Source organism: Burkholderia sp. AU30198 (assembly GCF_020419825.1).
In the GTDB taxonomy this organism is placed as follows: domain Bacteria; phylum Pseudomonadota; class Gammaproteobacteria; order Burkholderiales; family Burkholderiaceae; genus Burkholderia.
In genome coordinates this window covers 294,592-308,367 of the sequence record NZ_JAIZSA010000008.1, presented here as the reverse complement: position 1 = coordinate 308,367, position 13,776 = coordinate 294,592, and the positions used below count along the sequence as shown (strand labels likewise).

Annotated in this window: 12 protein-coding genes; 5 read left to right on the top strand and 7 right to left on the bottom strand. The window is 69.5% G+C overall.

What is annotated here, in order from left to right; all coding sequences use genetic code 11:
- Nucleotides 1-13: 13 nt before the first annotated feature.
- The 4 genes from LGN19_RS19735 (at nt 14) to LGN19_RS19720 (ending at nt 5,168) form a co-directional block, all read left to right on the top strand.
- Complete coding sequence (locus LGN19_RS19735; RefSeq protein ID WP_174951527.1) at nt 14-925, top strand: LysR family transcriptional regulator; 912 nt, start codon at nt 14-16, stop codon at nt 923-925.
- Between the two features lie 227 nt (nt 926-1,152).
- On the top strand, nt 1,153-2,547 hold the full coding sequence (gene dalD / locus LGN19_RS19730) for a D-arabinitol 4-dehydrogenase (protein ID WP_226216701.1): 1,395 nt from the start codon (nt 1,153-1,155) through the stop codon (nt 2,545-2,547).
- Between the two features lie 83 nt (nt 2,548-2,630).
- Entirely contained in the window at nt 2,631-4,112 is a 1,482-nt protein-coding gene (xylB, locus tag LGN19_RS19725) for a xylulokinase (RefSeq protein ID WP_226216699.1), read from the top strand.
- Between the two features lie 42 nt (nt 4,113-4,154).
- The gene (locus LGN19_RS19720; RefSeq protein WP_122946145.1) at nt 4,155-5,168 is read left to right on the top strand and encodes a sugar-binding transcriptional regulator; all 1,014 of its coding nucleotides are present in this window, start codon (nt 4,155-4,157) and stop codon (nt 5,166-5,168) included.
- 44 nt (nt 5,169-5,212) lie between these two features.
- Here the strand turns inward: LGN19_RS19720 and LGN19_RS19715 are convergent, their stop codons facing one another.
- Nucleotides 5,213-6,433 (bottom strand): MFS transporter, encoded by a 1,221-nt coding sequence (locus LGN19_RS19715; protein ID WP_226216697.1) that lies wholly within the window; start codon nt 6,431-6,433, stop codon nt 5,213-5,215.
- Nucleotides 6,430-7,626: a serine hydrolase domain-containing protein gene (locus LGN19_RS19710; protein ID WP_226216695.1), complete on the bottom strand. Its 1,197-nt coding sequence runs from the start codon at nt 7,624-7,626 to the stop codon at nt 6,430-6,432. Before LGN19_RS19710 ends, LGN19_RS19715 begins: the two co-directional genes overlap by 4 nt.
- Nucleotides 7,627-7,739: 113 nt before the next feature.
- Here LGN19_RS19710 and LGN19_RS19705 point away from each other — a divergent pair, with 113 nt between their 5' ends.
- A complete protein-coding gene (locus tag LGN19_RS19705; RefSeq protein ID WP_122946147.1) occupies nt 7,740-8,624 on the top strand; it encodes a LysR family transcriptional regulator in 885 nt (294 codons plus the stop codon).
- Nucleotides 8,625-8,637: 13 nt separating this feature from the next.
- On the opposite strand, the gene LGN19_RS19700 is transcribed toward LGN19_RS19705, so the two are convergent.
- The 5 genes from LGN19_RS19700 to LGN19_RS19680 form a co-directional block, all read right to left on the bottom strand.
- Entirely contained in the window at nt 8,638-9,747 is a 1,110-nt protein-coding gene (locus LGN19_RS19700; RefSeq protein ID WP_226216693.1) for an ABC transporter ATP-binding protein, read from the bottom strand.
- A gap of 62 nt (nt 9,748-9,809) precedes the next feature.
- Nucleotides 9,810-10,496 (bottom strand): HAD family hydrolase, encoded by a 687-nt coding sequence (locus LGN19_RS19695; RefSeq protein ID WP_122946149.1) that lies wholly within the window; start codon nt 10,494-10,496, stop codon nt 9,810-9,812.
- Nucleotides 10,493-11,344: a carbohydrate ABC transporter permease gene (locus LGN19_RS19690; protein WP_122946150.1), complete on the bottom strand. Its 852-nt coding sequence runs from the start codon at nt 11,342-11,344 to the stop codon at nt 10,493-10,495. Before LGN19_RS19690 ends, LGN19_RS19695 begins: the two co-directional genes overlap by 4 nt.
- A complete protein-coding gene (locus LGN19_RS19685) occupies nt 11,341-12,294 on the bottom strand; it encodes a carbohydrate ABC transporter permease (protein WP_069248726.1) in 954 nt (317 codons plus the stop codon). Before LGN19_RS19685 ends, LGN19_RS19690 begins: the two co-directional genes overlap by 4 nt.
- A 99-nt stretch (nt 12,295-12,393) precedes the next feature.
- Complete coding sequence (locus LGN19_RS19680; protein WP_122946152.1) at nt 12,394-13,719, bottom strand: ABC transporter substrate-binding protein; 1,326 nt, start codon at nt 13,717-13,719, stop codon at nt 12,394-12,396.
- Nucleotides 13,720-13,776 lie beyond the last annotated feature (57 nt).

The following is a 13,776-nucleotide window of genomic DNA, read 5'->3' as shown; positions in this document are numbered from 1 at the left end:
ATTACATTCCGGCATGACTTTCGATCTCCGACAATTGCGCGCCTTCACGACGATCGTCGCGTGCGGCAGCCTCGGCCGCGCCGCCGACGCGCTGCACGTGACGCAACCGGCGCTGAGCCGGATCCTGAAGCGGCTCGAGGACCAGGTCGGCGCGCCCTTGTTCGAGCGCCACTCGAAGGGCGTGCAGCTCACCGCGTTCGGCGACGCGCTGCTGCCGCACGCGACGTTGCTGCAGCACGAGGCCGAGCACGCGCGCGAGGAGCTCGACGCGATGCGCGGGTTCGCGAAGGGCACGATCAAGGTCGGCACGGTGGGCAGCATCGCGAGCCTCGTGCTGCCGGTCGCGGTGGGCCGCGTGCTCGACCGCTGGCCGAACCTGCGGGTCGAGATCATCGAAGGCGTGTGGGACCGGCTCGCCGAAGGGCTGAACAAGCACGAGATCGATCTCGCGCTGTCCGCGCACGGGCCCGACACCGACGAGATCGTCGCGATTCCCGAATGCCGCTGGGAAGATCGCAGCCACATCGTTGCGGCGCCGCACCATCCGCTGCGCGCACTCGGCCGCGCGCCGACGCTCGCCGATACGCTGCACGCGCGCTGGGCGATTCCGCCGCGCGGCACCGCGCCGTTCGACCACATGCGCGCGACCTTCGACGCGCACGGGCTCGCGCTGCCCGACATCGCGGTCGAGACACGCTCGGTCACGACGCTGAAGAGCCTCGTCGCGCACGCGGGCTTCCTGAGCTGGATGGCCGAGCCGATGTACGGCGCCGAGCAACGCGCAGGCACGATCGACACGCTGCCCGTGCGCGAGGTCGTCGCGGTGCGCACGCTCACCGCGTTCCGGCGCCGTCACGGCATCCTGCCGGGGCCGGCCGGCAAGCTGCTCGAGGAACTGGTCGCGTTGACGCGCGAAGGACGCTGACGACGTTTCCCGCACCGGCCGCCCGCTCGCGCCCTCCCGGCCCTGCCTGCCCTGCCCGCGCGCCGCCACCGCAGCGCACCATCGAAATGCCGTTTCCCTACCTTGACTTTCGCTCGCCCGAATACGATCATTCGCTCACACAAAGAGCAAATGATCGTATTCATCGAACACGTCGATCACGTCGGTCGCATTCGACAGGAAAGTCAGGCACGAACAGGAGACACCGGATGAGCGCATCGCCCTCCGCCCGCACGCCCGTGCTGCTGCACATCGGCGCGGGCTCGTTTCACCGCGCGCACCAGGCGTGGTATCTGCATCGCGTGAACGCGGCCGTCCCGGCCGACGAGCGCTGGTCGCTGACCGTCGGCAACATCCGCGACGACATGCACGCGACGATGGACGCGCTCGCCGCGCAGCACGGCGCCTACACGCTCGAAACCGTCACGCCGCAAGGCGAGCGCGCGTACGAGACGATCCGCGCGATCACGCGCGTGCTGCCGTGGTCGATCGATCTCGCCGCACTGATCGACGCCGGCGCCGATCCGGCCTGCCGGATCGTGTCGTTCACCGTCACCGAAGGCGGCTACTACCTCGACGAACACAACCGGCTCGACATCGCGAACCCCGATCTCGCGGCCGACCTGCAGGGCGCGCGCACGACGCTGTACGGTGCGCTCGCGGCGCTGCTCGCCGAACGCGTGAAGCGCGGCGCGGGCCCGCTCACGCTGCAGAGCTGCGACAACCTGCGCAACAACGGCGCGCGCTTTCGCGCGGGGATGCGCGAATTCCTCGAGCGGCGCGGGCAGGCCGACCTGCTCGCATGGTTCGACGCGAACGTCGCCACGCCGAGCGCGATGGTCGACCGCATCACGCCGCGCCCGACCGCCGACGTGCGCGAGCGCGTGCTGGCAGCCACCGGCATCGACGACGCATGCCCGGTGATGGGCGAATCGTTCATCCAGTGGGTAATCGAGGACCGCTTCGCGGCCGGCCGGCCGCGCTGGGAGCTGGCGGGTGCCGAGCTCGTCGACGATGTACACCCGTACGAGGAAGCGAAGATCCGCATCCTCAACGCGACGCACAGCTGCATCGCGTGGGCCGGCACGCTCGCGGGCCACACCTATATCCACGAAGGCACGCACGACGCGGCGATCCGCCGCTTCGCACACGACTACGTGACGCAGGACGTGATCCCGTGCCTCACGCCGAGCCCGCTCGATCTCGCGCGCTACCGCGACGTCGTGCTCGAACGCTTCGGCAACCCGTACGTGCTCGACACGAACCAGCGCGTCGCGGCCGACGGCTTCTCGAAAATCCCCGGCTTCATCGCGCCGACGCTCGCCGAATCGTTCGCACGCGGCGCGGCGCCGGTCGCCACCGCCGTGCTGCCCGCGCTGTTCCTGCGCTTTCTCGAACGCTGGGCGCGCGGCACCTTGCCGTACGCGTACCAGGACGGCGTGATGGACGAAAGCGCCGCACGGGCGATCGTCCAGGCCGACGACCCGGTTGTCGCACTCTGCGCCAGCCGCGCGCTGTGGGGCTCGCTCGCCGGCAACGCGGCGCTGTTCGAGGCCATGCGCGGCGGACTCTGGCGCGTCGACACATGGCTCGCGGCACGCTGACGCGCATCCGGGCGAACCTGCCTTGGCACGTGCGCGGCCGCGCGGCTAAAGTAGCGACTCCCCACTGACGGAACGGATCGCTCATGTATCTCGGCATCGACCTCGGCACCTCGGAAGTGAAGGTGCTGCTGCTCGCCCCGGACGGCACGGTCGTCGGCACCGCCGGCTCGCCGTTCACCGTGTCGCGGCCGCATCCGCGCTGGGCCGAACAGCATCCGGACGACTGGTGGCAAGGCACGCTCGCCGCGCTCGCGGCCCTGCGCGAGCGGCACCGCCAGGCGTTCGCGGCCGTGCGCGGCATCGGCCTGTCGGGGCAGATGCACGGCGCCGTGCTGCTCGACCGCGACGACCGCGTGCTGCGCCCCGCGATCCTGTGGAACGACATGCGCTGCGCCGACGAATGCGCGCTGCTCACCGAACGCGCACCCGATCTCCACGCACTGGCGGGCAATCTCGCGATGCCGGGCTTCACTGCGCCAAAACTGCTGTGGGTCGCGAAGCACGAACCCGCCGTGTTCGCGGCGACCGCCTGCGTGCTGATGCCGAAGGACTACCTGCGGTTCCGGCTGACCGGCGCGAAGGTGTCCGATCCATCCGACGCGGCCGGCACGCTGTGGCTCGACGTCGCGCGCCGCGACTGGTCCGACGCGCTGCTCGCCGCGTGCGGGATGACGCGCGACCAGATGCCCCGTATCGTCGAAGGCAATGCGCCGTCCGGCACGCTGCGCGCGGATGTCGCACGCGAACTCGGGCTGTCGGAAGCCGTCGTGGTGGCGGGCGGCGGCGGCGACAACGCGACGAGCGCGCTCGGCATCGGCGCGATCCACGCGGGCGACGGCTTCGTGTCGCTCGGCACGTCGGGCGTGCTGAGCGTGGTCGGCGACCGCTTCATGCCGAACTCCGCATCGGCCGTGCATGCGTTCTGCCACGCGATTCCCGATCGCTGGCAATTGATGAGTGTCGTGCTGTCGGCCGCGAGCTGCCTGCGCTGGGTCTGCAAGCTGACCGGCACCGACGAGCCCGCGCTGCTCGCCGAAGTCGAGGCGCTCGACGCCGACGCGCTCGCGACGGCCCCGCTGTTCCTGCCCTACCTGTCCGGCGAGCGCACGCCGCACAACGATCCGTACGCGCAGGGCGTGTTCTTCGGGATGACGCATGCGACCGAACGCGCGCATCTCGGCTACGCGGTGCTCGAAGGCGTGACGCTCGGCCTCGCCGACGGCCTCGACGCGCTGCATGCGGCAGGCGTCGAAACCGACCAGCTGTCGCTGATCGGCGGCGGCGCGCGCAGCGCGTTCTGGGCGCAGCTGATCGCCGATGCGCTGAACGTGCGCACGCGCCAGCACGGCGGCGGCGAAACGGGCGCGGCGCTCGGTGCGGCGCGGCTCGGCTGGCTGGCCGTCGGCGGCGATCCGCATGCGGTGCTGGCCAAGCCGCCGGTGCGCGCCGAATACGCGCCGGATGCCGCCCGCCATGCGCTGCTGCGCGAACGCCTCGATGCGTTCCGCGCGCTGTACCGCCACGTGCGGCCGCTGTACGAACCGTCGCGCGCACGGCTCGCGTAAGCGCCGGCAGGTCGCGCGCCGGCCGGCGGCCAGGTGCGCGACATGCGGTACAGTGGATGCCGTCATGCGGCCCGCCCAGATCCAAACCGAATCGCTATCGTGTCCAAGTCCTCAGAAAAACTCGATCTCGCCACGCGTGCCGCGTGGCTCTACTACGTCGCGGGCGACACGCAGAACGAAATCGCGGAAAAGCTGCAGGTGTCGCGCCCGGTCGCGCAGCGCCTCGTCGCATTCGCGGTCGAGAAGAACCTGATCCGCGTGCGCGTCGACCACCAGCTCGCCGACTGTCTCGATCTCGGCGCGCAGCTGTCGAAGCGCTACGGCCTCGCGATGTGCGAAGTCGTGCCCGTCGATGCCGATGCACCGGATGCGATCGACCGCAAGCTCGCGGTCGCTGGCGCGCAGGTGATGGAGCGCTACCTGAACGAAACGCGGCCGATGGTGATCGCGGTCAGCAGCGGCCGGACGCTGAAGGCCGCGGTCGCGCAGATCGCGCAGATCGACCGGCCGCAGCACCGGCTCGTGTCGATGGTCGGCGCGATCGCGGCCGACGGTTCGTCGAACCGCTACGACGTCGCGCAGTACATCTCCGAGAAAACCGGCAGCAAGCACTTCCTGCTGCCCGCGCCGCTGTTTGCCGACAGCGATGCCGAGCGCGCGCAGTGGTGCAATCACCGGCTGTACCGGATCGTCGAGGCGCTGTCGGGCAAGGCCGATGTCGCATTCGTCGGGATCGGCAACATCGGCCCGCACTGCCCGCTCTACGAAGACGGCTTCATCACCGAACAGGAACGCGACGAGATGACCGCGCTCGGCGCGGTGGCCGAACTGCTCGGCGTGCCGATCGACGCGCAGGGCACGCAGATCGCCGTATCGACGAGCGCACGCGTGACGAGCGTCGCGCTCGCCACGCCGCCGAAGCGCCCGACGATCGCGTTTGCCGGCGGCCCGAAGAAACGCGACGCGGTGATCGCCGCATTGCGCGGCGGCTGGCTGTCGGGGCTCGTCACCGACGAGACCTGCGCACGCGCGGCGCTCGACGCGAAGGCGGCCTGACGCCGAAGCCGCGCGCGGCGCACCACGCGCGGCAGTCGAACCGCTCAAGCCGCCTGCGGCGCCGGAAACGCATGCCGGCGCGCACGCCATGCGCCGACCCACGCGGCCGCCAGCAGCGCGACGAGCACCCACGGAATCGCACCGGCACCCGTTGCACCGAGCAGCATCCCGCCTGCGATGCCGCCGCCCGCGATCGCGAGGTTCCACACCGTCACGAGCATCGACTGCGCAACGTCGGCCGCCTCCCCCGCCGCATTCGCGGTGGCCGTCTGGAACAGCGTCGGCGCACCGCCGAACGCAAGCCCCCACAACCCAACGCCTGCATACACGATCACCATTCCGGACCCGGCGCCGAGCATCGCCGCCGCGATCGCGAACAGCGCGATGCTGGCGAGCGTCAGGCGTCGCTGCGCGGCGCCGATCCAGGCTCCCGTCAGCGCGATGCCGACCAGCGACGCGATGCCGAACACGAGCAGCACCGCATCGACCTGCGCGCCCATCCGCACGCCTGCGAGGAACGGTGCGACGTACGTGTACAGCATGTTGTGCGCGAGCACGTAAGCAAACATCACGGTCAGCACCGGCCGCACGCCGGGCAGCGTCATCACGCCGAGCACGGGCTCGCGCGCGCCGGCCTGCTGGCCCGGATAGTCGGGCACGCGCCAGCGGATCCAGCCGATCAGCGCAAGCGCCGCAAGCGTGATGCCCGCGAACGCGACGCGCCACCCGAGCGCCGCGCCGAGCGCGGTGCCGGCCGGAATGCCGATCGACATCGCGACCGGTGCGCCGAGCATCGCGACCGCGATCGCGCGGCCGCGCAGCGATGCATCGACCATCCGGCTCGCATAGCCGGCCAGCAGCGCCCACAGCAGCCCGGCCGCCATCCCCGCGACGAAGCGCGCGGCGAGCGTGAGCGCGTAGTACGGCGACACGGCCGTGAGCGCATTCGACACGACGAAGCCGGCCAGCGCCGCAAGCAGCAGGCTGCGCCGACGCATCGCGCGCGTCGCGGCGACAAGCGGAATCGCCGCGACGATCGAGCCGAGCGCATACACGGTCACGAGCTGGCCGATCAGCGCCTCGGGCACGCGCAGGTCGACGCTCATCAGCGGCAGCAGGCCGGCCGGCAACGCCTCGGTGAGAATCGTGATGAAGGCGGCCGTCGCGAGTGCCAGCAGGTTCGCGACCGGCAGGCGTTCGGCCGCCTGCAGCGGCTGCTCCGGTCGAACGGCAACCTCGTCTTCGATCGACGTGCAGTCGCTCATGCCGCGCCCCCGGTTTCGACGCCATAGACCGCATCGCGCACCGCAGTCACGATCCGCCCGTAGAGGCCCTCGTACAGCGTGTTGGACAGTGCGACGACCGTCAGCCCGGCCGCGCAGTCGACGAACCACGTATGCCCGTACGCGCCGCCGCCGCGCCAGGTGCCGACCGACTCCGGCGACTGCGCGGCCACCGGATCGCGCAGCACCGAAAAGCCGAGCCCGAAGCCGAAACCCGGCGCATCGCGCAGTTCGCGCGCACCCGGCTGGAGGCGCGCCATCTCGTCGGCCCAAGCGCGACCGAGCCAGCCGTCGCGGCCCGTGCGCAGCGCGTCGAGCAGCGTCAAGCAATCGCGCGCGGTGCCGACCATCCCCGCGCCGCCCGACGGCCACGCATCGGCGTCGAACACGCGCGCCGGCTCGAAGCGGATGCCGATCGTGCCATCGAACACCGGCACGAGATCGACGTCCGCCATCCGGCGCGGGGCGCCCGGCGTGCTCACGTAAGGCGTCGCGAAGCGTGCGGCATCGTGCGCGACGAATGCGGTGTCGGTCATCCCGAGCGGTGTCGTGACGAGCGCGGCCACCGCTTCCGCGAGCGGCCGCCCGTCGACCGCCTCGATCAGCGCGCCAACCACGTCCATCGCGAGCGAATAGCCCCACGATGTGCCCGGCGCGAACTGCAGCGGCACGCCGGCGATGCGTCGCAGGTTCTCGGCGAGCGAGAGGCCCGAACGATCCATCCCGTCGGACACGCCGGCGCGCGCATACGGGCCGTCGCCGTCCGCTTCGAGGAACCGGTAGGCGAGGCCGGCCGTATGCGACAGCAGATGGCGCAACGTGATGACGGCAGGCGTGCCGTCGGGCAGCGTCGGGCGGAAGTCGGGCAACCGGTGCGTGACCGGTTCGTCGAGCGCGATGCTTCCTGCCGCGACCAGCCGCATCGCGGCAGCCGCCACGATCGGCTTCGTGACCGACGACAGACGGAACAGCGCGTCCTCCCGCATCGGCGTGCCGGCTTCGCGATCGGCGAGCCCGACGGCGCGCGCATAGCGCAGCTCGCCGTGCTGCGCGACCAGCACGACCGCGCCGACCATGCACGCGTCCGCAAGCGCGCGATCGAGCGCGCCGTCGAGACGGTGACGCAGCGCGGTGTCCGGTTCCACGCGCAAAGCGGTGACAGGCAGGGATGACATGGCGTGACCTCATACAGTGAACGAGCGCTCATCGTAGGGAGCCGACGCAAGAAGAAAAACCGGGGTAGAGTTCCGGACAATCCGGACGCTGGCGTCCGCAATCGGAAACTCGCATGGAAAACCTCGGCGGCTTCGTCGTGTTCGTTCAGGTCGCGGAAACGCGCAGCTTCGTCGCGGCCGGCCGCGCGCTCGGGCTGTCGGCGTCGGCGATCGGCAAGCGCATCGCGCGGCTCGAGGCGCGCCTGAACGTGCGGCTCTTTCACCGCAGCACGCGCAGCATCACGCTGACGGCCGAAGGCACGCGCTTTCTCGAACGGTGCCGGCGCGTGCTCGCCGAGCTCGACGCGGCCGAGCAGGAACTGACGCAAAGCACCGAAGCGCCGCGCGGGCGCTTGCGCGTGAGCCTGCCGACGATCGGCACGCTGCTGCTGCCGGTGCTCGCCGATTTCATGGCCGCGTATCCGGAGATCGAGCTCGACATCGATTTCAGCGACCGGCTCGTCGATGTCGTCGACGAAGGCTTCGACGCGGTGCTGCGCACCGGCCAGCCGTCGGATTCACGACTGTCGTCGCGGCTGCTCGGCCACTTCCGCCAGCACCTCGTCGCGTCGCCCGCCTATCTCGACCGGCACGGCACGCCAAACACGCCAGCCGATCTCGCGCAGCACCGCTGCCTGCACTACCGTTTCCCGACCAGCGGCAAGCTCGAGACCTGGCCGTTGCGCGTGCCGCGCGCGGGCACGCTGCCCGAGGTGCCGGTCGCGATGGTCAGCAACAGCGCGGAAGCGCGCTTATGCTTTGCGCTGCGCGGGCTCGGCATCGCGTGCCTGCCCATCTTCTTCGTCCGTGACGCGCTCGAAGACGGCACGCTGCGCGCGGTGCTCGACGAACACGTCGCGAGCTGCACGCCGATCTACGTGCTGTGGCCGTCAGGCCGCCACCCGACGCCGAAGCTGCGCGCGTTCGTCGATTACATGGCCGCGCACCTGCCGGTGTGAGCGCGGCCGGCCGTCATGCGGCCTTCGCGTGCACGCTCAGCCGGCGGAACGCCTGCCCGTGCTCGTCGAACAGGTGGCAGTGCTCGGCTTGAGCGTGCACGTGTAGCGCCTCGCCGGTGCGGTACGTGTCGAGCGGCGGAATCCGCGCGATCAGCCCGTCCGGTGCGACGGCCGACTCCGCATACAGGTACGCGGCATCGCCTAACGATTCGACGGCCATCGTCTTCGCGGCCACGCCGCCGGCCGCCGCTTCGACCTTCAGATGCTCGGGCCGCACGCCGACCGTCACCGCCGCACCACGCTGCAGCCCCGTCGCTTCGACCGCGACGCGCTGCGTCTCGCCGCTGTCGAAGCGCACGAGCACGCCACCCGCATCGACCGAATCGACGGTGCCCTTCAGGAAGTTCATCTTCGGCGAGCCGATGAAGCCCGCGACGAACTGGTTCGCCGGCGCGTGATACAGCGTGTTCGGCGTGCCGACCTGCTGCACCGCGCCGCCCGACAGCACGACGATCTTGTCCGCGAGCGTCATCGCCTCGACCTGGTCGTGCGTCACGTAGATCATCGTCGTCTTCAGCTCGTCGTGCAGCCGCGCGAATTCCAGCCGCATCTTCACGCGCAGCGCCGCGTCGAGGTTCGACAGCGGCTCGTCGAACAGAAACACCTTCGGCTTGCGCGTGATCGCGCGGCCGATCGCGACACGCTGCCGCTGGCCGCCCGACAGCTGCTTCGGCTTGCGATCGAGCAGATGGTCGATGTGCAGGATCTTCGCGGCCTGCTTCACCGCCTGGTCGATCTCCGGCTTCTTCGCGCCCGCGAGCTTCAGGCCGAACGCCATGTTGTCGTACAGCGTCATGTGCGGGTACAGCGCATACGACTGGAACACCATCGCGATGCCGCGCTTCGCGCTCGGCACGTCGTTGACTTTCGCGCCGTCGATCAGCAGGTCGCCGCTCGAGATGTCCTCGAGGCCGGCGATCATCCGCATCAGCGTGGATTTGCCGCAGCCGCTCGGGCCGACGAACACGACGAATTCGCCGTCGGCGATGTCGAGGTTCACGTTGCGCAGCACTTCGGTGTCGTCGTAGCGCTTCGCGATGTTGCGCAGGAGCACGCTTGCCATGATCTGTCTCCGTTCGTTCGTGATGCGCCGCGTCGAATGCGGCGCGCAATCATTCGTGGTTGCTAGTTCGGCAGCACCGCGCCGGTCGCCTGCCAGCGCGCGACGTAGCCGGGCAGCTCGTGCATGTCGTCGAATACGTGACGCGCGCCGATCCCGCGCAGCGCGTCGATCTGCGCGGCCGACGCATGCCCGCCGCCGACGAAGCCGAGCACGGTCATGCCGGCCGCGGCCGCCGCGGTGATGCCGGTCGCACTGTCCTCGACCACGAGGCACTGGGCCGGCGCGACGCCGAGCGTGCGCGCGGCCGCGAGATACACGTCCGGTGCCGGCTTCGGCCGCGCGACGGCATCCGCGCAGAACAGCCGGTCGCCGAAGAAGCGCGCGAGGCCCGTGCGTGCCAGTGCCGCCTCGACGTACGCGCGATAGCTGTTGCTCGCGCAGGCCGTCGTCAGCCGAATCGCGGCCAGCGCCGCATCGATGCCGTCGACCATCGGCGCATTGACGGCCGCCGCCTCGACCGCACGGCGGATCGCGTCGACATCGTCGGCTGACAGCGTGCGCCCGACGGCCTCACCCGCACCGGCCAGCACGCGCTCGATGCGCAGCCCGAGCAGCGGCATCACGGCCGGCCGCGCATCGACGCCTGGCCAGCGCGCATCGAGTTCGCGCACGATCACGTCGGCCGCCACGGCCTCGCTGTCGATCAGCACGCCGTCGCAATCGCAGATCAAAACGTTCATCGCGGTCATTTGACGGCTCCGAACGTGAGCCCGCGCACGAGCTGCTTCTGCGACAGCCAGCCGACGATCAGGATCGGCGCGACCGCCAGCAACGAAGCCGCGGACAGCTTCGCCCAGAACAGCCCTTCGGGGCTCGAGTACGACGCGATGAACACGGTCAGCGGCGCCGCGTTCGAGCTCGACAGGTTGATGCTCCAGAACGCCTCGTTCCACGACAGGATCACGAGCAGCAGCGCGGTGGACGCGAGCCCCGGCAACGCCATCGGCATCAGCAGGTAGACGATCTCCTGCCACGTCGACGCACCGTCGATGCGCCCGGCTTCGAGGATGTCCTTCGGGATCTCGTTGAAGTACGTGAAGGTCATCCACACCGCGATCGGCAGGTTGATCAGCGTATAGACGATCACGAGGCCCGATACGCTATCGAGCAGCCCCGCGTTCTTCCACAGCAGGTAGATCGGCACGAGCACGCCGACCGACGGCATCATCTTCGTCGACAGCATCCACAGCAGCACCTTCTGCGTGCGGTGGTTCGGGAAGAACGCCATCGCGTACGCGGCCGGCACCGCGAACAGCAGCGAGATCACCGTGACGCCCGCCGAGATCAGCACCGAATTCCATGCGAACGCGAAGTAGTTGCTGCGCGCGAACACCTCGCGGAAGCTGTCGAGCGTCGGGATGAAGAACAGCGTCGACGCATACGCCTGCTGCTCGGTCTTGAACGCGGTGATCGCCATCCAGAAGATCGGGAAGAACAGCAGCAGCGCGATCAGCCACGCGAGCGTGCCGGGCAGCGCGCGCCGCACGAGGTCGAACACGGCCGGCACGCGCCGGCCTTCGAAGGTCAGGTCGCTCATTTTTCGTACTCTCCCTTCAGGTTGCGCGCCAGCATCCGCACGAGGAAGAACGACACGACGTTCGCCACCACGACGGCGATGATGCCGCCGGCGGATGCGAGGCCGACGTCGAACTGCTGCAGGCCGAGCGCGTAGATCAGGTACGACAGGTTGGTCGTCGCGTCGCCGGGGCCGCCGCCGGTCGTCGTGTAGATCTCCGCGAAGATCGACAGCAGGAAGATCGTCTCCATCATCACGACCACCGCGATCGCGCGCTTCAGGTGCGGCAGCGTGATGTAGAAGAACATCGCGATCGGGCCCGCACCGTCGATGCGCGCGGCTTCCTTCTGCTCCTGGTCGAGCGACTGGATCGCGGTGAACAGGATCAGGAACGCGAACGGCAGCCACTGCCACGCGACGATGATGATCACCGCGGTGAGCGGGTAATCGGCGAACCAGTCGATCGGCGTCATCCCGAGCGCGCGCATCGCGTTCGCGACGAGCCCGTACACCGGGTGCAGGATCATGTTCTTCCAGATCAGCGCGGACACCGTCGGCATCACGAAGAACGGCGCGATCGCGAGCAGGCGTGCCACGCCCTGCCCGTAGAACTTGCGGTCGAACAGCACCGACATCAGCACGCCGCCGATCACCGTGATCGCGAGCACCGCGCCGATCAGCACGAGCGTGTGCCAGATCGCGGGCAGGAACGACGGATCGGTCGCGAGGAAGCGGTAGTTGTCGAACCCGGCGAAACCCTTCACGTCCGGGTTCAGCAGGTTGTAGCGCGAGAACGAATACCAGATCGTCATCGCGAGCGGAATCGACATCCACAGCAGCAGCACCGCGACGGACGGCGAGACGAGCCAGCTCGCGCCGCCGCGCGCGCGACGCGGCGCGCCGGGCGGTGACGACGCGTCGCCGACCGACGGCGCGTGAGCGTGGCTCAGGGGAAGACGCAGGTGACGCATGATCGGAGTCCCTCCGGTTGATGCGCGGGCACGAAAGCCTGCCCGCCTGTCAGCTTCGACGACGCGCACCGTGCGCCAGCGCGCACGGTGCGGGCCGTGTTACTTCTTGTAGCCGGCCTGCCGCACCGCGCGGTCGGCGGCGGCCTGGCCGGCGGCGAGCGCCTGGTCGACCGTCATCTGGCCGGCCACCGCACCCGCGATCGACTGGCCAACCACCGTGCCGAACGACTGGAACTCAGGAATCCCGACGTACTGCACGCCCGTGTACGGCACCTTCTTCAGCGACGGATCGTTCGGGTCGGCCGTCTCGATCGCCTTCAGCACGAAGTCCGAGAACGGCGCAGCGGCCTTGTACTCGGGGCGCTGATAGGTCGACGTGCGCGTGCCCGGCGGCACCGACGCCCAGCCTTCGTCCTTGCCGACCATCTCGATGTACTGCTTCGACGTCGCCCACGCGATGAACTTGCGCGCGGCGTCCTGCTGCTTCGACGTCTTCGGCACGGCGAGCGCCCATGCCCACAGCCAGTGCGAACCCTTCGGCGTGGCGGCGACCGGCGCGGCCGCGAAGCCGATCCTGTCAGCCACCTGCGACTGCTGTTTGTTATAGAGCATCCCGGCCGCGACCGTCGCGTCGATCCACATCGCGCACTTGCCCGATGCGGTCAGGGTCAGGTTCTCGTTGAAGCCGTTCGAGCTGGCGCCCGGCGGGCCGTTCTTCTTCAGCAGGTTCACGTAGAAGTTGATCGCCTTCTTCCATTCCGGCGACGTGAGCTGCGCGTTCCAGTTCTCGTCGAACCAGCGCCCGCCGAACGTATTCACGACCGTCGACACGTACGCCATGTTCTCGCCCCACCCGGCCTTGCCGCGCAGGCAGATCCCGTAGGTGCCCTTCGCCTTGTCGGTGAGCTTGTCCGCGAATTCGGCGATCTGGTCGTAGGTCGGCTGGTCGGGCATCTTCAGCCCCTTCGCCGCGAACAGGTCCTTGCGGTAGAACGTCATCGAGCTCTCGACGTAGAACGGCAGCGCGTACAGCTGGCCGTTGTACGACAGGCTGTCGCGCGCGGTCTTCACGATGTCGTTCAGGTCGTAATCGGCGGGCAGGCCCGTCATCGGCGCGAGCCAGCCGCGCTTGCCCCACTGCGGCGTCTCGTAGGTACCGATCGCCATCACGTCGAACTGGCCGCTGCCGGTCGTGATGTCGGTCGTCGCGCGCTGGCGCAGCACGTTCTCCTCGAGGATCACCCAGTTCAACTGGATGCCCGGGTTCGCCTTCTCGAAGGCCGGCGACAGCTTCTTCAGCTCGATCATGTCGGGATTGTTCAGCGTCGCGATCGTCAGCGTGCCGGCGGACGCGGCGCAGGCCGCCGTCGCGAGCGCGGCTCCGGCGAAGCCGCGTGCGGCGGCGTCGAGCATCTTTCGTTGCATAGCATGTCTCCTGTGATTTTTTCGAAGTGTCGTCGGTACTGCGTGGACTTCGCGGCC